The following is an 18,924-nucleotide window of genomic DNA, read 5'->3' as shown; positions in this document are numbered from 1 at the left end:
GCGCGGGCCATGAGGATGCCGGCGATCCTGCGCCGGCCAATCTCCCTCTTGTAGTTCCAGCTTCATTCAGCCGCAATTTCTCCCGTTTCTTGATCCGCATCAGGCACAACTTCCTCTCTCGCCATCGATTTACCTAACCGTTGTCCGCCTTTGTCTTGCGTTTTCGTCTGTAGGGTTTTCACTACGCCGAACTGTCTAGTCAATCTTGACAATTGGATCATTGTTTCTTGGTGGCAAGCGACTACATCGCTTCGCTATATTGATCTCTCCGCAGCTCTCTGCACGCGTGGCAATAGTGATGCATAAAAATCAAGCACGTGATGTAAGGGGATAGAAACAATTCTCGGCAACGCGATGAAGCCAGTAGGCTTGGGAACGCGATTACTGCCGATTGGATAGCTGGTCAGGGATCGAAGGGGACAAGGTGGCATATCGTTTCAGGGCGGGCAGCAATTTGGCAATCGGCGCATTCCTGCTAGGCCTTGCCGGGGGCGGCGCCATTCTTGCGCGCGCAGGATGGAGCTGGGGCAATTTCATCATCGCCGCGATCCTCGCGGTGGCTGGGATCGTCCTCGCTCGGCAATTGACAAGCGCAAGCGATCGCCATCTCGAAACAATGAGGGCCTATTTCAACAGCCGTGACGCGTTCGGCACGTCGGTTGTCCCGGTCTGGGCTGGGCAGATCGATTCCTCGGTCTCGCAGATGGAAAACGCGGTGACCGCGCTGACCGGCCGTTTCTCTCGCATTGTCGACAGGCTGGAGCAGGCTGTGCGGGTATCGAGCAGTGCGACCGACGATTCGATCAACGACCGCGACAACGGCCTGGTGACGGTATTCGTCAGCAGCGAAGCCGAGCTGGGATCGGTGGTGGCGTCGCTCAAGTCGGCCATGAGCAGCAAGGCCGCCATGCTCGACAAGGTTCGTCACCTCGAACAGTTCGTCGACGAGTTGAAGGCGATGGCGGATGACGTCAAGACCATCGCCGCGCAAACCAATCTGCTTGCCCTCAATGCCGCCATCGAAGCAGCACGCGCCGGAGAGGCGGGACGCGGCTTTGCCGTGGTCGCCAAGGAGGTCCGGAACCTCTCGATCCTGTCAGGCGACACTGGCAAGCGCATTGCCGAAAAGGTCGAGGTCATCAGCGACGCCATCCTCGGTGCTTGCCAGGTTGCGCAGGAATCGATGGACCATGAGGAGCAATCGATGCGGGCGTCAGAGGCGGCGATCGGCTCGGTGCTGGGCAATTTCAGGAGCATCACCGGCGCGCTGGTCGAGTCCTCCAGCCTCCTCAAGGAGGAAAGCATCGGCATTAAGTCGGAGATCGGCGAGGCCTTGGTGCAATTGCAGTTCCAGGACCGCGTGAGCCAGATCATGGGCCACGTCAAGCACAACATCGAACAGTTGCCCGGGCTGCTTGCGCAGCACAGGGAAGAGTGCGCTCGCACGGGACAAGTGCCACCGCTGGATGCGCTGCCCTTGCTGGCCGAACTTGAGAGAACCTATGCGATGGCCGAGGAGCGGGCAGTGCATCAGGGCGAGGCCGCGCAGGCCGGCGCAAGCGAAATCACATTCTTTTAGGAGCAGGGATGGCAAAGACAATCATGATCGTCGATGACTCCGCGTCGCTGCGGCTAGTGGTCGCGATCGCATTGAAGGGCGCCGGTTACGACGTCATCGAGGGCAGCGATGGCAAGGATGCGCTCGGGAAGCTGACCGGGCAGAAAGTGCACCTGATTATCAGCGATGTCAACATGCCCAACATGGATGGCATAGCCTTCGTGAGCGCAGTCAAGCAGCTGCCCGCTTACAGGTTCACGCCCGTGATCATGCTCACGACCGAATCTCAGGAGTCGAAAAAGCGCGAAGGCCAGGCGGCCGGCGCCAAGGCCTGGGTGCTGAAGCCGTTCAAGCCGGATCAACTCCTTACCGCCGTCCAGAAGCTGATCCTGCCCTAAGACATGTTCGACGAGGCTCTCATGGACAACCTGGACGCAAGCGACGACAAGGACCCGGTGCTGCGCATCGAAGGCGAGATGACCATTTACCGGGTGGGAGAACTGAAGGGGACCCTGCTCGCGGCCATCGGGAAATCGTCAACGCTCGAAATTGACCTGTCCGCCGTCACCGAAATCGATACCGCAGGCATCCAACTGCTCATGCTCGCCAGGAAGGTGGCCGAGGCCAAGGGATATGCGTTGCGGCTGGCCGCGCACAGCGCGGCGGTGGTGGAAGCATTCGAACTGTTGAACCTTGCCGGCTATTTCGGCGACCCCATCGTGATCGTCCCAGCGGCCTGAACCGCGGCATCCGTTAAAGAGAAGAGGGAGGCCCATGAATCTCGAACAGGCATTGCAGACATTCTTCGTCGAAAGCCGGGAACTGCTGGAGGACATGGAAAGCGCGCTGCTTGCAGCTGAGCAGGCCGAATCCCGGACGGAGCTGGTGAATGCCATTTTTCGCGCCGCGCACACTATCAAGGGATCGGCCGGCTTGTTCGGCCTCGATCATATCGTCGCGTTTACCCATGTCGTGGAAAGCGTACTGGACCAGGTACGCGACGCAAGGATCCAGCTGACCGGCCAACTGGTGACGCTGCTGCTGGCATGCCGCGATCATCTCAGCCTCCTGATCGACATGGTTGAAGCCGGACGGCTGGAAGCCGACGATGCGGCCTCGGAAGCGGCAGCACCGCTGATCCGCCAATTGCGCGAATACCTTGACGCCACGCCAATGACTGCCCTTCAGGTCGCCGGCGTGCCAGAGGAAACACATGCCAGCGCATTTGAACGCATGGGCGAGTCGGGCGGCAGCAGCGACTACTGGCATATCTCGCTGCGTTTCGGCTCCGATGTCTTGCGCAATGGCATGGACCCTATGTCATTCATCCGCTACCTCGGCACCATTGGCAGGATTGTCGGCATCGCCACGCTTGCCGACGCCATGCCGGCAAACGAGTCAATGGATCCGGAAAGCTGCTATCTCGGCTTCGAAATCGCCTTTGACAGCGACGCTGACAAGGCGGCCATCGAGAACGTATTCGAATTCGTGCGCGACGATTGCCGCCTGCGCATCCTGCCGCCGAACAGCAGGATCTCCGACTACGTGAGGCTGATCCGCGAGCTTCCCGAGGAAGTGCCGCGCCTCGGAGAAATACTCGTTCGTTGCGGAAGCGTCACGGCAGCCGAACTTGAGAATGCGCTGAAGGAACAGGCGGACGCCAAGCCATCACAGCGCCTCGGCGAAATCTTGGTGGAGCAGGGTGCTGTCCCGGGCGTCGTGGTAGATGCCGCCATCGCAAAGCAGCACCATGCCAGTGACCAGTTCAGAACGCAGGAGGCGCGCTCCATCCGTGTGGACGCCGACAAGCTCGACCACCTGATCAACCTGATCGGCGAACTGATCATCGCCAGCGCCAGCGCCAACCTGGTCGCCCGCCGGGCGCGCAACGACGAACTGCAGGAGGCGGCATCGATCCTGTCCGGCCTTGTCGAAGAAGTGCGCGACAGCGCCCTTCAGCTGCGCATGGTCAAGATCGGCGCGACCTTCAGTCGCTTCCAGCGCGTGGTGTACGACGTTTCTCGCGAGCTCGGCAAGGATATCCGCCTCGTATTGAGTGGCGAGGAGACGGAGCTCGACAAGACCGTGGTCGAGAAGATCGCCGATCCGCTGACACATCTGGTGCGCAATGCCATAGACCATGGTATCGAGCCGGCCGAGCTTCGCGCCGCGCGCGGCAAACCGGCGCAGGGAATGGTGCAGCTCAACGCCTACCATGACTCGGGCAGCATCGTCATCGAAGTCAGCGATGACGGCGGCGGCCTCAAGCGCGACAAGATACTCGCGCGTGCCATTGAACGCGGCTTGGTGGAGCCGGGGCGTGCGCTTTCCGACAGTGAAATCTATGCGCTGATTTTCGAGCCCGGCTTTTCGACCGCTGACCAAGTCACCAACCTGTCGGGACGCGGTGTCGGCATGGACGTTGTCAAGCGCAACATTACCGCGCTGCGCGGCGGCGTGGATGTGCAGAGCGAGGAAGGCGCGGGCACCAAGGTCGTCGTACGGCTGCCGCTGACGCTGGCCATCATCAACGGATTTCTGGTCGGGCTCGGCGGATCGACGTTCGTCATCCCGCTCGACATGATCGAGGAATGCATCGAGTTTTCTTGCGAGCCCGGGCACGACTATACCAATCTGCGCGGCGAGGTCCTGCCGTTCATCCGGCTACGCGAATTGTTCGGTGTGGCAGGAGCGGCTGGTCGGAGGGAAAGCATCGTGGTCGTCAATTACGCGGGGAAGAAGGCTGGCCTGGTGGTCGATACCTTGCTGGGCGAATTTCAGACGGTGATCAAGCCGTTGGGAAAGATGTTCGGGCATCTGAGGTGCATCAGCGGATCGACCATCCTCGGCAATGGCGAGGTAGCGTTGATTCTCGATGTGCCGATGCTGGTTCAAGAGGTGGCAAATCAGGAAACGCAAGCGGCCTGAGCGCGAACATGATCCGGCCGGGCAGGCTGATGATGACTTAAGAATTTTGGGAGGAGTAAACATGTTCAAGAACATGAAAGTGGGAACAAGGTTGATTGCCGGCTTCTTGTTTGTTTCGATTCTCGGAGCAATCGTTGGCGGCGTCGGGATTTTCAACATGAGCAAGATCAGCGAGACCGCCCAGCGCTTGTACGAAATGGAATTGCTGGGCGTTTCCTACGTCAAGGAGGCGAATATCGATCTGATCTATATCGGACGTGCAGTCCGGACGCTGGCTCTGGCGCCGACCATGGAGGATAGGAAGAAAGCAGTCGATGCGATCCGGAAGAGCCGCTCGCTGATGAAGGAAAACCTGGACAAGGCGCGGCCCATGTTCTATTCCGAGCAGGGCAAGCGCAAGCTGGCCGAACTGGACCGCATGCTGGAGGATTACGACAAGCTGATTCCGGAAGTGATCCAGAAAGTCGAGAGCGAGAAGCTCCAGGAAAACAGGGAAAGCACGCAATACATCTTCACCACTTTCATGCCCCAGGCCACAGGGGTTGACGACAAGCTGACCGAGCTGACCCGATTGAAAGAGGAAAACGGCGTGGCGGCGGCCAAGGACGCGAACGATCTCTATCATGAGAGCCGCTTGTTCATGATCCTTCTGGTGGCCGGCAGCGCGCTCGCCGGCCTGGCGCTCGGCATCCTGATCACCCGCAGCCTGACCAAGCAACTGGGCGGCGAACCGTTTGTGGCGGCCGACATCGCGCGCCGCATCAGCGAGGGCGACCTCACCGTGGACGTGACCGTGAAGGCGAACGACAAGAACAGCCTGATGTTCTCCATGAAAACCATGGTGGAGAAGCTGTCGGAAATCATCAACGATGTACGCAGCGCAACCGATAACATCTCCAGTGCATCAGAACAAGTCTCAGCCACCGCACAATCGCTGTCGCAGGCCGCCAGCGAACAGGCCGCCAGCGTTGAGGAGACCAGCGCCTCGGTCGAGCAGATGACTTCCTCGATCGCGCAAAACACCGAGAACTCGAAGGTTACCGACGGCATGGCGACCAAGGCTGCGCAGGAAGCGGCCGAAGGCGGTGCGGCGGTCAAGGAAACTGCCGCGGCCATGAACCAGATCGCGAAGAAGATCGTGATCATCGACGATATCGCCTACCAGACCAACCTGCTGGCATTGAATGCCGCGATCGAGGCTGCTCGCGCCGGCGAGCACGGCAAGGGTTTCGCGGTAGTGGCGGCCGAAGTGCGCAAGCTCGCCGAACGCAGCCAGGTCGCAGCCCAGGAAATCAGTGAAGTCGCCACCAGCAGCGTAGAACTAGCGGAAAAGGCTGGCTACTTGCTGGATGCGATGGTGCCGAACATCAAGAAGACTTCGGATCTGGTTCAGGAGATCACGGCGGCTTCCGAGGAACAGTCGTCCGGCGTCGGACAGATCAATACCGCGATGACGCAATTGAGCCAGGTCACGCAGCAGAACGCATCCAGTTCCGAAGAGCTTGCCGCGACCGCCGAGGAAATGAGCGGCCAGGCAGAGCAGCTCCAGAACACCATGAGCTTCTTCAAGCTGGAGAGCGGAAAGCAGGCGAGTGGCGCCACCAAAATGGTGCGCAAGTCTGCCCGGGCAGGCAAGGCACCTTTCCCTCTGCATACGGAAATGAAACCGGCGAGCGTTGCGCTTGCCCTCGGCGGCGACGGCAAGGTGGATGAAGCGCAGTTCACGCGATTCTGATGGAGGGATGGCGATGAGCGCACTCGTAGAAACAAAGGCGGCAGGCAATTTGCCCGCCGCCAGCAAGGCTGTGGAACATACGCAATATCTGACCTTCATGCTGGGCGGCGAGATGTTTGCCATCGGCATCCTTGCCGTGAAAGAGATCATCGAATACGGCGGACTGACTGAAGTGCCGATGATGCCGGAATGTATACGCGGGGTGATCAATCTGCGCGGTGCGGTGGTGCCGGTGCTGGATTTGGCTGCCCGCTTCGGCAAGGCGGCGACGACGGTCACCAAGCGTACCTGCATCGTGATCGTTGAGATCGCTAACAGTGGAGAGCAGCAGGTGGTTGGGGTGATGGTCGACGCGGTCAATGCAGTTCTCGATATTGCCGCAGCAGACGTCGAGCCGCCTCCGGCTTTCGGAGCGAAGATCCGGACAGACTTCATCGAGGGCATGGGCAAGGTCAACGGCAAATTCGTGATCCTGCTGAATCTCGGGGAGATCCTGTCGCTCGACGACATCGCCACGCTGGCGAACGTGAATACGATGGCTCAGTTGCTGATTGGCAGCAATAGCGCAGGGGTGGCCGCGTAGGACAGCGCATGGCGGAGCTTCCCCTTGGCTCCCCGGATGCATGACAAGCAAGGAATGAAGACGAATAACATCACCGACCAGGAATTCAGGCAATTCCAGCGCTTCATCTACGATGCGGCTGGAATCAACCTGTCGCCCGCCAAGAAGGCGCTGGTCGTCGGCCGGCTTGCCAAGCGGCTGGCACACTATCACGTCGACAGTTACGGTGAATATTTTCGCCTTCTCGAACGCGGAGACGTCCCGGACGAGGCCCAGGTGGCGGTCGATCTGCTGACGACCAATGAAACCTATTTCTTCCGGGAGTCAAAGCATTTCGATCTGCTGCGGGAGTTTGCCCGCGCGTCGCGGAACCATATGCGTTCCATGCGGGTATGGAGCGCCGCCAGTTCAACCGGCGAAGAGGCCTACAGCATCGCGATGGTGCTGGCTGATTGTATGGACGGCGTGCCGTGGGAGGTATTTGGCTCGGATGTCAGCACCCGCGTGCTGCAGAAAGCGCGCGCCGGGCACTATCCCATGGAGCGTGCGACGCAGATCCCCCAGGCTTACCTGAAGCGGTATTGCCTGAAAGGCATCGACGGCCAGAAGGGCACCTTGCTGATTGACCGCACGCTGCGCAACCGCGTGCAGTTCGCGCAGGTCAACCTCAATGCGGCTTTGCCGCAGTTGGGCACGTTCGACGTCATCTTCCTGCGCAACGTGATGATCTATTTCAACAACGAAACGAAGCGCCAGGTCGTGGCCAGGGTCTTGTCGCAGCTGAGGCAGGGTGGCCTTTTCATCATTGGCCATTCGGAGTCGCTGAGCGATGTCACCGATGCCGTCAAAGGCGTGATGCCGTCGGTGTATCGAAAGTGCTGATGCCATGTTGAAGCGCGCTTCCCCCATGCTCGACATCTTTCTGCAGCCTGGCGAATATTTCGTTGGCGACGCGACGTACCGCGTACGGACGCTGCTCGGTTCCTGCGTGTCGATCACCTTATGGCACCCCGGGATGCGCGTCGGCGCCATGTCGCATTTCATCCTGGCGAGCGGTGGTAGAAGGCGCGGCGCGTCCCTGGACGGACGCTACGGAGAGGATGCGCTGGTGCTGATGCTGGGGGAACTCAAGCGGGCCGGCGTGGCCGCGGAACAGTGCCATGCCAAGATCTTTGGCGGGGGCGACATGTTTCCCGGCCAAGTCAAGAAAGACGTACTCAGGATCGGCGATCGCAATGGCGAGGAGGCACGCGCACTGCTGCGCAGGCACAACATCAAGGTGGTTTCCGAAAGCCTGTTTGGCGTGGGTCATCGGCAGATCGTATTCGACGTCAGCACCGGCCATGTGTGGGGACGCCAGGTCAGGCCGATCGGCAGTGAAGCACGGAACGACAGGAAATGAAAACAAACGGCACGGCAGCACTGGCGTGGAGCGAGCAATTCGCTACCGGCCTGGAAGAGATCGATGCGCAGCACCGGGTTTTGATCGACAAGATCAATGCACTGAGCGCGCTGCGCGGGAGTGGCGCGCAAGACCACGAGCTGAGGAATGCCTTTGACGACTTGCGGCGCTATACCTTGTATCACTTCGAGTCGGAGTCGGCGCTGATCCAGGCGTGGCCAGTCAACAGCGCGTACCGGGAAGCGCACGCCAAGGCTTATCGAAGCTTCACGGAACTCATTAACAAGGCGGACGCCTTTGTGGCGACCCATCTCATCGACGTGGTGGATCACTTGCTTGGCTTCCTGGTGAAGTGGCATATCGCCGGGGTGGACGCACGGCTGATCAGGCAGATCATCGCCTTGCGCTCGGGCGGCGCGGCCGGGCAGCCGGAACCAGCCAATGAACCTTTGCAGGACGTGGTTATTGACATGCTGGGTGATTTTTACGACAGCGTCGGTGCGCGCACCTTTGAGGTGATGGCCTTGAATCGACGCTTGCAGAACGAGATCGAGCAGCGGCGGCGCACCGAACAGGCACTGAAGGAGAGTGAAGAGCGCTTCGGCAGCCTGTATCGCCATGCGCCGGTACCGATCTGGGAAATGGACTGGTCGGGGATCAAGCAGGCGCTGCTCGCGTTGCGGACGAACGGCGTCGAACACTTGCGGAACTGGCTGGAAGAAAGGCCGGACGAGATCAGACGCCTTGCTGCGCTGGCACGCATCGTCAGTGCCAATGATGCGGCACTCGCCCTGATTGGGGCTAGTAGCATGGAGCAACTGCCGCGCACGCTCGAGCACTACCTGAGCGAGGCGGCGATGCGCGGCTTTGCGGATCAGCTGGTGACAGTGTTCAACGGGCACCTGGTGTTCGAGCGCGAAAGCGAACTGGTCCGGCTGGATGGCACGATGCGTCAGATCATGATCAAGCGCTTCGTGACGCCCGGCCATGAGCAAAGCCTTGCCAGCGTCATCCTGACCACTGCCGACATCACCGAACGCAAGCGCGTCGAACGTGACCTGATCGAGGCACGCGACAGGGCGACGAAGGCGACGCGGGCGAAATCCGAATTCCTCGCCAACATGAGCCACGAAATCCGAACGCCGATGAATGGCATCATGGGCATGATGGAGCTGGCGCTCGACACGGCCCTGACCACGGAGCAGCGCCAGTACCTCTCCTACGCGCATTCGTCGGCCGAAGGGCTGCTGGGGATCATCAACAACATTCTCGATTTCTCGAAGATCGAAGCCCGCAAGCTTACGCTCGAATCGGTCGCCTTCGATCTCCGGAAAAACCTGCACACGATGATCGCACCTCTTGTTGTGGGCGCGCAGCAGAAAGGTTTGTGGCTGGACGTATACATCGACCCATGCATGCCTGAATCGCTCCTGGGCGATCCGCTACGGCTATGCCAGGTCCTTGTCAATCTTGCGGGGAATGCGCTCAAGTTCACTGAGCGTGGCGGCGTGACGCTGGAGGTGGTGCAGCGTGCACGGGAAGGAGGCCGGATCCTGACGGCGTTTGCCGTGAGGGATACCGGCATCGGCATCAGCGAAGGCCAGCTCAAGCTGATCTTCGAGCCGTTCACGCAATCCGACGCATCTACCAGCCGGCAGTTTGGAGGCACTGGGCTAGGCCTGGCGATTAGCCGCATGCTGGTCGGCTTGATGGATGGAACAATCGAAGTGCAAAGCACGCCGGGCGAGGGAAGCAGGTTCTCCTTCGAAGTGTGGCTCGGCCTTGCCGCAGAAGTGGGGCGGCAGGACGTCCCCGCGTCGCTGGCGGGGCCGGCTCGTGCGACTGCAGCCGTAGACATCCTTCTCGTGGAAGACAATGAGGTGAACCGCAAGTTCGCGCTCACGGTCCTGCAGAAGGCGGGGCACCGTGTCGCCGCGGTGACAAACGGTAAGGACGCCGTTGACTTGCTAGAGTCGGCGCGCTTCGACCTGATCCTGATGGATGTGCAGATGCCGGTCATGGACGGGCTGGAGGCCGCCAGGCGCATACGCGCCCTGGGGATAGACACGCCGATGATCGCGTTGACGGCGCATGCGATGGCAGGCTATCGCGACATCGTCATCGCGGCGGGCATGAATGATTACCTGGCAAAGCCGATCCGGGGGCGCGCGCTGCTCGACAAGATCGATACGGTAATGCGTGGCACGGCGAGCCCCACCGTGCCTGGAACGCCGGCGGCGGCCCGAGCAATCTCGCATGCGCAACGCAAGCTGACGGTGTTCGACCTGGATGAAGCATTGGCCACTGTCGACGGCGATGCCGCCCACTTGCGGATGCTGGCAAGGCTGGTGCTCGAGCAGATCGATACCGACTTGCCTGCAATACGGCAGCTTGCGTCCGACCAGGACGCAGGCGGCATGAAGGACAGGGCGCACCGCCTCAAGAGCAGCCTCGGCAGCATCGCGGCCTATGCGGCGCACGATGCCTGCGTGGCACTGGAAACACAGGCGAAAGGCGCGCCTCCGCATGATTTCACCGCAGCGTACAAGCGCATCGAAGAGGAAGCCGCCCGCCTGTCAACCGTCTTGCGGGATGTTGTCGCAGGCATTTTTTCCTTCCAACTCATGCATGAGCATGCCAATGAACATTGATTATTCCAAGGACCTGCGCATTCTCGTGGTGGACGATGTCCAGGTCCACCGTTTCCTGATGAGTTCAGGCATCGAACGGATCAATCCTTTCGCCCATATTGAACAGGCATCCGACCTGGAAGGCGCCATCGCAAGATTGAATGAACAGCACTTCGATGCCGTGGTATGCGACTGGAAGATGGCGGGTGGAGACGGCAACAGCCTGGTCAAGTGGATGCGGTCCCGCGCGAATTTCAGGCGTGTTCCATTCATCATGATTTCGGGTAATGCAGGCAACGAGGACATCATCCGCGCCTTCATGGAGTTCGGCGTCGACGCCTATGTGGTCAAGCCTTTTTCGGCGAAAGACCTGTACGGCAAGATTATCGCAGCGCTCGACAAGCGAAAGAGTGCGTAGATGATGGCCGGTCAATGGTGTGCCGCCCGGGAGCGGGGGAAATGAAGCGCATCATGGTGATGGTGGTTGACGATTCCGCCGTAGTGCGGCAGGTGATGGCCGGACTGCTGGAAAGCGAGCCGGACATCGCCGTGCTCGGCACGGCCGCCGATCCGTTGCTCGCCATGGCACGCATGAAGAGCGAGTGGCCGGATGTCGTCGTACTCGATATCGAGATGCCGCGCATGGATGGCCTCACCTTCCTGAGAAAGATCATGGGCGAGCACCCGACGCCGGTCGTGATCTGTTCGACGCTGACCGAGAAGGGGGCGCAGACCACGATAGAAGCGATGGCTGCCGGTGCCGTGGCGGTCATTACCAAACCGAAGCTCGGGCTGAAACAGTATCTCAAGGATGCCTCCGACGATCTATTGAGCGCGATACGTGCCGCCGCCCGCGCGAACGTCAGGCGGATCGTGTCGAACAACGCGCCACCCGCTGTCGTTGAAAAGCACTCGGCTAGCGCGATCCTGCCTCCGCCTGCCGGAAACGCGATGACGCGGACGACGGAACGCGTCGTGGCAATCGGCACCTCGACCGGCGGGACACAAGCACTGGAGGCCGTGTTGGCGGGATTGCCGCGGGTGTCGCCCGGCATCGTGGTGGTGCAGCACATGCCCGAAAAATTCACCGCGGCGTTCGCCGCGCGCCTCGACAGCATCTGCCAGATCGAGGTCAGGGAAGCGCAGAACAACGACCGCGTCATCCAGGGACGGGCATTGATTGCGCCGGGCGGCAGACACATGCTGCTGCGCCGTCACGGCTCACAGTATTTCGTCGAGGTAGTGGACGGGCCGCTGGTCAATCGTCACAGGCCATCCGTGGATGTCCTGTTCCGCTCTGTCGCGAAGTGTGCCGGCGCCAACGCGCTGGGCGTGATCATGACCGGGATGGGCGACGACGGTGCCGCCGGCCTGCTGGAGATGCGCCATGCCGGCGCGCGCACGGTGGCGCAGGACGAGGCGAGCTGCGTCGTGTTCGGCATGCCGAAGGAAGCGATCAAGCGCGGCGCCGTTGCCAAGACCGTCCCGCTCGGAGGCATTGGCAGGGAAATCATGCAGGAGCTTGCGGCATTCTGATTCGCCGAGGCAGGGGGCATACGAAATCGCTCTGTCGGGGATCGCCTACAGGATTTTGTACAAAAAGCAGCTACATAATCATGATAGTTTCCATCTGGCAAGTTTTATGCATTTGGCTATCATCGTCCAGTAGCCTGAAAACTTCCGACATCGACCAGATCAATCAGCCCATTACGCAATTGGCCCAAGCGATGCAGCAGAACGTGACCCTGGCGGAAGAAGCTGCGGCGGATTTGGGGGCGAGGCAGGCCCAAGCCGCTTCCCGTGCGGACAGGCATCGATGACGAATGAGAGCAGTTCTAACGCATGAAAAAAATTGACGAAGACGTGCAAACTATCGCCGACAGAATCGGGCTGACGCAGGATGAACTTATCCAGCGCAAGGCATTCTTGGAATTCGGCCAGAGCGATGTCGAGCTGTTACGCGCCATCGACATTCCGTTGTCGCAGATGCGACATGCCGTGGCGGAGAAGTTTTTCACTTACCTGATGGCGTTCCCTCCCCTGACCACGCTGCTGACGGACCGGCATGCCGTGGAACGGCTGCGCCAGGCGCATGATCGCTATTTCAGCCAGCTTACCGGGGGCAACTACGAGCAGGCGTACCTGCAGGACCGTGTGCGCGTGGGTGTGGTGCACCGGCATATCGGGCTCGATGCGAAGTGGTATATCGGCGCCTACCGGAAATACCTGTCGGCCATGATGCCTACGCTCTGGTCCTTGCTGGACGGTGACGCGGAAAAATTCCTGCCTACCTTTGATGCATTGCTGAAGATCGTTTTCCTGGACATCGGACTGGCACTCGAAACCTATTTCGAAATTGACCGCCAGACGATCCTGCAGCACAAGAATTTTGCCGAACAGATGATTGCCGCCATGCCGGCTGGCGTGATGGTGGTCGATGCAGCGCGTCGCGTGCGGTCAATCAACCGGGCGATGTGCGAGCTGTGCGACATCAAGGATGGAACAGGCGCGCTGGGCCAGCCGCTGCATGAGCTCATCCACAACAACCAGCTGCTCCATGGCATCTCGACGCGGTCCGCCGGCCATCAGCTGGTGCTGATGATGTCCCCGGCGACGGGATCTCGGCATATCGAATTCCATATCTCCGAGACCTTGCTGGAGGGCGAGACGGTCTGGCTGTTGGTGGCGCAGGATGTCACGCAGCGCGTTTGCGCGGAAGAGGAATGGAAGCGTTTCCGGCTTGGCATGGAGCACTCCACCGATGCCATTTACGTGGTCGACCGTGCCACCTTGCGCATCGTCGACGTGAACGAAACCGCCTGCACGATGCTGGGTTACAGCCGGGAGGAGATGCTGCAGCTTTCGCCATACCTGACCCGCGTCGGTCTCAGCCCGGAGCAGCTGGCAGCCTATTACGACGCCATTGCATATAGTGCGACACAGCAGGCAGTGACCAGATCCGTGCTCAGGCGCAAGGACGGCACGCAAGTGCAGGTCGAAATGCTGATGCGGGCGTTGCGCTCAGGGGGGCGTCTAGTTATGATGGCGCTGATCAAGGACCTCACCGAGCGTCTGCAGGCACAGGCCGCCCTGCGCGCCAGCGAAGAGCGATTCATCGCCACGTTCAACCAGGCCGCAGTGGGTCTTGCTCATGCGACGGTGGATGGCCGCTGGCTGCGTGCCAACCAGAAGTTGCAGCAGATCACTGGCTATTCGGAAGAAGAGCTGCTGGGCATGACCGTATTCGAAGTCACCCATTACGATGACGTGGAATCGACGCGGGAATTGATCCAGCGCAGCGTGGCAGGGGAGCTCCAGAATTACTCGATCCAGAAGCGGTACAGACGCAAGAGCGGCAGCCATGTATGGGTTAGCGTCTCGGTGTCGCTCGTGTTCGATGAGCCCGGCGTGCCATCCTATTTCATCGCCGCGATCGAAGACATTTCGCTGCGCAAGCGGATGGAACTGGAGCTGCGCTATTCGGCATACCATGATGCGCTCACCGATCTGCCAAACCGGGCCTTGCTGCAGGACCGCCTGTCGCAGGCAATCGTCTATGCGCACCGGGCGCAACGGTATGTGGCGGTGATGCTGATCGACCTCGACCGCTTCAAGAACGTCAACGACAGCCTTGGCCATGATGTCGGCGACCAGGTAATCGTCCAGATTGGCCGCCGCCTGAGCCGCAACACGCGCAATGGCGATACGGTGGCTCGCCTCGGCGGCGATGAGTTTGTGGTCATCCTCTCCGACATCGGGCACGAAGAAGACGTGGCGCAACTGGCGCAGCAAGCGCTCTTGTCGCTGGCGGAGCCACTCGTTGTCAAGGGACAGGAACTCTATCCGAGCGGCAGCATCGGCATCAGCCTCTATCCGAAGGACGGCAACGACGGCCCCGGCCTGCTGCGTAGCGCCGACATGGCGATGTACCAGGCGAAAGAGCGAGGCGGCAATCATTTCCAGTTCTACGCGCATGAGATGAATGCTCGCGTGCTGGAACGCCTGCAACTGGACGCACGGCTGCGCCGAGCCCTCGATCAGGAGGAATTCGTGCTGCATTACCAGCCGCAAGTGGATATTGCGAGCGGAAGGATCGTCGGCGTGGAAGCGCTGGTGCGTTGGCAGCCGCAGGACGGCCCTATGATCCCGCCCAATTATTTCATCCCTGTGGCGGAAGAGACTGGCCTGATCGTGCCGATCGGGGAGTGGGTATTGCGGACCGCGTGCAAGCAGAGCCGGGAGTGGCAACGTGCCGGCCTGCCGGCAATCCGCACGGCTGTCAACTTGTCCGCGCGCCAGTTCGGGCGGCAGGACATCGTCAAGCTGGTATCGCATATCCTGCAGGAGACCGGCTGCAGTGCGGACGCACTCGAACTGGAGATTACCGAAAGCGTCATCATGAAGAATGCGGAGGCGGGCGCCGAGACGCTTGCCCGGTTGGATGAGATGGGCGTGCGCCTGTCGATCGACGATTTCGGCACCGGCTATTCGAGCCTGAGCTACTTGCATCGCTTCCCGATCCACACCCTGAAGATCGACCGCTCTTTCATCGGCGACATTGCGGATGCGAACGATGATGCGCCCATCGCCAGAGCGGTGATCCTGCTTGCGCACAGCATGAACCTGCGCGTCATCGCGGAAGGCGTCGAGACCGAGGAACAGCTGGCCTTTCTTCGCAAGCATCATTGCGACGAGATCCAGGGCTATTACTTCAGCCGGCCGGTCCCCGAAGCGCAGATCGAAGACCTGTTGCGTGCGAACCAGGCGCTACGCGGTGAGGTTGAGGCAACGCCTGCGGTGATGAGTGGAAACACGGGATAACGCACTCGATGGGCTCTCTGGCGCTCGCCCCCATCGAGGATTGCCCCCGATAGCGGCTGTCAAATGCTTTCCCTTGTTTAAGAGATATCGCACGGCTGCAGCTGCGCGCCGTTTAAAAAATCGCTCTCCAGTTTTTGATGGATAATGTCGGAATTCGGTTTAACGGAGCCGGGTGCAAGCGGTCCCGAGTTTTAATTCCGCGGCCCCGACCATTAGAATCAAGCACGTGGAAAAAGCCGGAGCAATCCGGCTTTTTCTATTGTGAATCGCGAACATTACCCTCCTGACTCACCATCAGCCCGCTCACCCGGTATCACTCCATATCATGCCCATCAACATCAGCCAGCAGTTCGACGCCGGCGCTATTGAAGTCCTTCGCGCCGACAGTCCTGCCACGATCGATCTTAATCTGCGCAAGGATAGCCATGCCGATTTCCTGCAATGGTTCTATTTCCGTCTGCAGGGCGCGTGCGGCCAGGAATGCGTCATGCGCTTCTTGAATGCCGGTCAGGCCGCATTTACGCAGGGATGGGAAAACTATCAGGCGGTTGCCAGCTACGATCGGGAAAACTGGTTCAGGGTGCCGACGACTTACGACGGGCAGGTGTTAACGGTCCGTCATGTCCCGAAGCGCGATAGCGTGTATTACGCGTATTTCGAACCTTATTCCTGGGAGCGCCATTTGCGCTTGTTGGGCAAGGTGGAGAACGTGCCGTTTGCCCATGTCGAACGCCTTGGCGCCACCGTAGACGGCCGTGATCTTGATCTGGCCGTGATCGGCAACCCCGATGCGGCGGCCAAAGTGTGGATCATCGCGCGCCAGCATCCGGGCGAGACCATGGCCGAATGGCTGATCGAGGGGATGATCGACGTTTTGCTGGATTGTGCCAATCCGTTTGCGCGCAAGCTTTTGCAGCATGCGGCACTCTATATCGTGCCGAACATGAATCCGGACGGATCCGTGCGTGGCAATTTGCGCACCAACGCGGCCGGCGCCAACCTGAACCGCGAATGGGTCGCGCCGTCGATGGAAAAAAGTCCGGAAGTCTTTTTGGTCAAAAACAAGATCCATGAAGTCGGCTGCGACCTATTCCTCGACATTCATGGCGATGAAAGCCTGCCTCATGTCTTTGTCGCCGGCTGTGAAATGCTGGAGGGATTCAGCGAGCGGCAGGCTGCTGAGCAACAAGTCTTTATCGACAGCTTCAAACTGGCCAGCCCGGATTTTCAGACCGAGCATGGTTATGAAGCCGGCAAATACCGGGCTGACATGTTGCAGCTAGCATCGAAGTACATCGGCCACACGTTCAAGTGCGTTTCGCTGACCCTGGAGATGCCGTTCAAGGACAATGCATCCTTGCCCGATCCGGAAGTCGGCTGGAACGGGGCGCGCAGCGCCAGGCTAGGAGCCGCGATGCTGCAACCGATTCTGCATTCGATAACGCGGGGGCGGTGATGGGCGTCGAAATCGAACGCAAGTTTCTGGTGGTGGGCGACAGCTGGAAGGCGCTGGGGCAAGGCGTATTGTTGCGCCAGGGTTACCTGTCGTCGTCGCCGGAGCGTATTGTCCGGGTACGCATTGAAGGCGAAGGCGCAATGCTGACGATCAAGGGCCGTACTGTCGGCGCCTCGCGCGGCGAATGGGAATATCCGATTCCGCTGGACGATGCGCAGGTGTTTCTCGACAGTTTGTGCGAGCGGCCAATCATTGAAAAATACCGCTACCGCATTCCGTACCAGGATTTGATCTGGGAAGTCGATGAGTTCCTGGGTGAAAACGCCGGGTTGGTGGTCGCGGAAGTCGAACTCGAGAGCGAAGACCAGCCGTTTGCGAAACCGGCGTGGATAGGGCAAGAGGTGACGCACGATGCGCGCTACTACAATGCGAATCTGCTGCGCCACCCCTATGCCAAATGGTAATGCGCAAGGTGCCAAGCCTTTAGTTTCAATGAAAATGCTCGGTTCCGCTCGGTGCATCTTCGGGCATTTCAGCGTGCACCAGTTCGCCTTCGGCATCCGGATACAAAGGGGCGCCGCAATCGTCGCAGAACTCCATCGGAAACCGCTCGCTATGCCGCTTGATGTGCGCGATGCCGCAAGCGCGTAGCAGGGCCACAATTTCCTCAATCGGCGTTCGCAATTCTTCCGACACGCTTTCCGGCATCATCACGGCTTCCAGTGTGGGACTGACTGTCTCTTCTTCATCCTCCTGCCCATAAAGCGGCCATACGACGCCATAAACAACTTCTGGATTCTGGCGCAGCGTGAAAGAGACGCGGTATTCGTCGACGCGGCCGGCCACCGGATCTTCGCTGAATCCGCCGATGATGGCGCGCAGTCCGCTCGTATCGACGCCCAATGTATTGGTGAGGTAATGCACTGCCGCCCGAATGGATGCCGGCCGAATCTCCTTGTCCGCCTCGCGGCAAGCGACGTAGTACGCTTCCGGCATCAGCAGTTCGACGCCGCAACCGGGCATCAGCGACATGATGTTCGGCGTCGCCTGCGCCCGCCATTGCGCCAGTGCCTGCATGCGATCGGAGAGATGCAGCGATGCCTGCCACGCAAACAGCGGCTCCCCACGGCGAGCGGCCACGGCAGCCAGCAGGTAGCGCGTGTCGGCGAGAAAGGGAGCCGTCTCCGGTGGATTGGCGAGCGGACGAAGGGCGGCGCCCTTGACGGCCGACTGGGCCATGCGCTGAGTCATGGCGAAGGTTTCGACATGGGTACGCGGCAATTGATCGATTGAAAACAGCGTCGGCTGCAGGGCAAGACGCGTATCGGGTGCCAGCAGATGGCCGTGCAGATGCGCTGACAACGTCATGCGCATTTCATCCGGAATGGTGCCGGAGGCAATGGTAAAACGTGTCCATGCCAGAATCGGCGCGGCGATCAGCAGCACATCGTACTGAACGCCATCGTGCTCGATCATGCAGGATTCACTGCTGGCTTCGACTGATTCCATCAGCGTGTCGTACGCGGGGAGGTCGGTTTTGAACAGGTGTTCGAGGGCGGCATCGATCGTATCCTGATGCCCTGATTTCAACAGCTTGTGCAGCAAGGCATCCACGCAGCCTTCCCAGCTGCGCTCCTCCAGGCGGCTTGCGGCCTGAGTCTTGCCTTGGGCTAAGGCAACCAGACGCTGGCTGTCACCGGACAGCCTGTTGGACGAACTTTTGGAAAAACGACGCATGACGATTAAAGGAGAAAGCGAAGGAGGGTATTGTTATTGTATTAGATTCAACGTATGCCGACCGAGATAGATCGTCCCGAACAGTGAAAAAAGCA

Annotated in this window: 16 protein-coding genes; 15 read left to right on the top strand and 1 reads right to left on the bottom strand. The window is 60.0% G+C overall.

Annotated features, from left to right (window positions below; genetic code table 11):
* Positions 1-424 precede the first annotated feature (424 nt).
* The 15 genes from TSA66_RS28060 (at position 425) to TSA66_RS19190 (ending at position 17,556) form a co-directional block, all read left to right on the top strand.
* On the top strand, positions 425-1,579 hold the full coding sequence (locus TSA66_RS28060; RefSeq protein ID WP_269748400.1) for a methyl-accepting chemotaxis protein: 1,155 nt from the start codon (positions 425-427) through the stop codon (positions 1,577-1,579).
* Positions 1,580-1,587: 8 nt separating this feature from the next.
* Positions 1,588-1,956, top strand: coding sequence for a response regulator (locus TSA66_RS19255; RefSeq protein WP_040041152.1), 369 nt, complete (start codon positions 1,588-1,590; stop codon positions 1,954-1,956).
* 21 nt (positions 1,957-1,977) lie between these two features.
* Entirely contained in the window at positions 1,978-2,298 is a 321-nt protein-coding gene (locus TSA66_RS19250) for an STAS domain-containing protein (protein ID WP_052452678.1), read from the top strand.
* Between the two features lie 34 nt (positions 2,299-2,332).
* The gene (locus TSA66_RS19245; protein WP_040041151.1) at positions 2,333-4,486 is read left to right on the top strand and encodes a chemotaxis protein CheA; all 2,154 of its coding nucleotides are present in this window, start codon (positions 2,333-2,335) and stop codon (positions 4,484-4,486) included.
* A gap of 61 nt (positions 4,487-4,547) precedes the next feature.
* Positions 4,548-6,221 (top strand): methyl-accepting chemotaxis protein, encoded by a 1,674-nt coding sequence (locus TSA66_RS19240; protein ID WP_040041150.1) that lies wholly within the window; start codon positions 4,548-4,550, stop codon positions 6,219-6,221.
* 13 nt (positions 6,222-6,234) lie between these two features.
* Entirely contained in the window at positions 6,235-6,804 is a 570-nt protein-coding gene (locus TSA66_RS19235; RefSeq protein ID WP_040041149.1) for a chemotaxis protein CheW, read from the top strand.
* 54 nt (positions 6,805-6,858) lie between these two features.
* On the top strand, positions 6,859-7,665 hold the full coding sequence (locus tag TSA66_RS19230) for a CheR family methyltransferase (protein ID WP_040042772.1): 807 nt from the start codon (positions 6,859-6,861) through the stop codon (positions 7,663-7,665).
* A gap of 25 nt (positions 7,666-7,690) precedes the next feature.
* Positions 7,691-8,185: a chemotaxis protein CheD gene (locus TSA66_RS19225; protein ID WP_052452444.1), complete on the top strand. Its 495-nt coding sequence runs from the start codon at positions 7,691-7,693 to the stop codon at positions 8,183-8,185.
* Complete coding sequence (locus TSA66_RS25755; RefSeq protein WP_052452443.1) at positions 8,182-10,836, top strand: response regulator; 2,655 nt, start codon at positions 8,182-8,184, stop codon at positions 10,834-10,836. Before TSA66_RS19225 ends, TSA66_RS25755 begins: the two co-directional genes overlap by 4 nt.
* Positions 10,826-11,233, top strand: a complete 408-nt coding sequence (locus TSA66_RS19215; protein WP_040041147.1) for a response regulator — start codon at positions 10,826-10,828, stop codon at positions 11,231-11,233. The genes TSA66_RS25755 and TSA66_RS19215 overlap by 11 nt, the downstream gene beginning before the upstream one ends.
* Before the next feature lie 41 nt (positions 11,234-11,274).
* Positions 11,275-12,351, top strand: coding sequence for a protein-glutamate methylesterase/protein-glutamine glutaminase (locus tag TSA66_RS19210; RefSeq protein WP_040041146.1), 1,077 nt, complete (start codon positions 11,275-11,277; stop codon positions 12,349-12,351).
* An 80-nt stretch (positions 12,352-12,431) separates the two neighbouring features.
* Positions 12,432-12,635 (top strand): hypothetical protein, encoded by a 204-nt coding sequence (locus TSA66_RS19205; RefSeq protein WP_040041145.1) that lies wholly within the window; start codon positions 12,432-12,434, stop codon positions 12,633-12,635.
* A 22-nt stretch (positions 12,636-12,657) separates the two neighbouring features.
* Entirely contained in the window at positions 12,658-15,636 is a 2,979-nt protein-coding gene (locus tag TSA66_RS19200) for an EAL domain-containing protein (protein WP_052452442.1), read from the top strand.
* Between the two features lie 325 nt (positions 15,637-15,961).
* Complete coding sequence (locus TSA66_RS19195; RefSeq protein ID WP_040041144.1) at positions 15,962-17,092, top strand: M14 family metallopeptidase; 1,131 nt, start codon at positions 15,962-15,964, stop codon at positions 17,090-17,092.
* Complete coding sequence (locus TSA66_RS19190; RefSeq protein ID WP_040041143.1) at positions 17,092-17,556, top strand: CYTH domain-containing protein; 465 nt, start codon at positions 17,092-17,094, stop codon at positions 17,554-17,556. The genes TSA66_RS19195 and TSA66_RS19190 overlap by 1 nt, the downstream gene beginning before the upstream one ends.
* A gap of 25 nt (positions 17,557-17,581) precedes the next feature.
* Here TSA66_RS19190 and TSA66_RS19185 read toward each other — a convergent pair whose 3' ends face one another.
* On the bottom strand, positions 17,582-18,829 hold the full coding sequence (locus TSA66_RS19185; RefSeq protein ID WP_040041142.1) for a DUF2863 family protein: 1,248 nt from the start codon (positions 18,827-18,829) through the stop codon (positions 17,582-17,584).
* Positions 18,830-18,924: the final 95 nt, after the last annotated feature.

Origin of the sequence: Noviherbaspirillum autotrophicum, from assembly GCF_000818395.1 — a bacterium.
Classification (GTDB): domain Bacteria; phylum Pseudomonadota; class Gammaproteobacteria; order Burkholderiales; family Burkholderiaceae_D; genus Noviherbaspirillum; species Noviherbaspirillum autotrophicum.
This window is presented reverse-complemented; position numbering and strand designations above follow the sequence as displayed.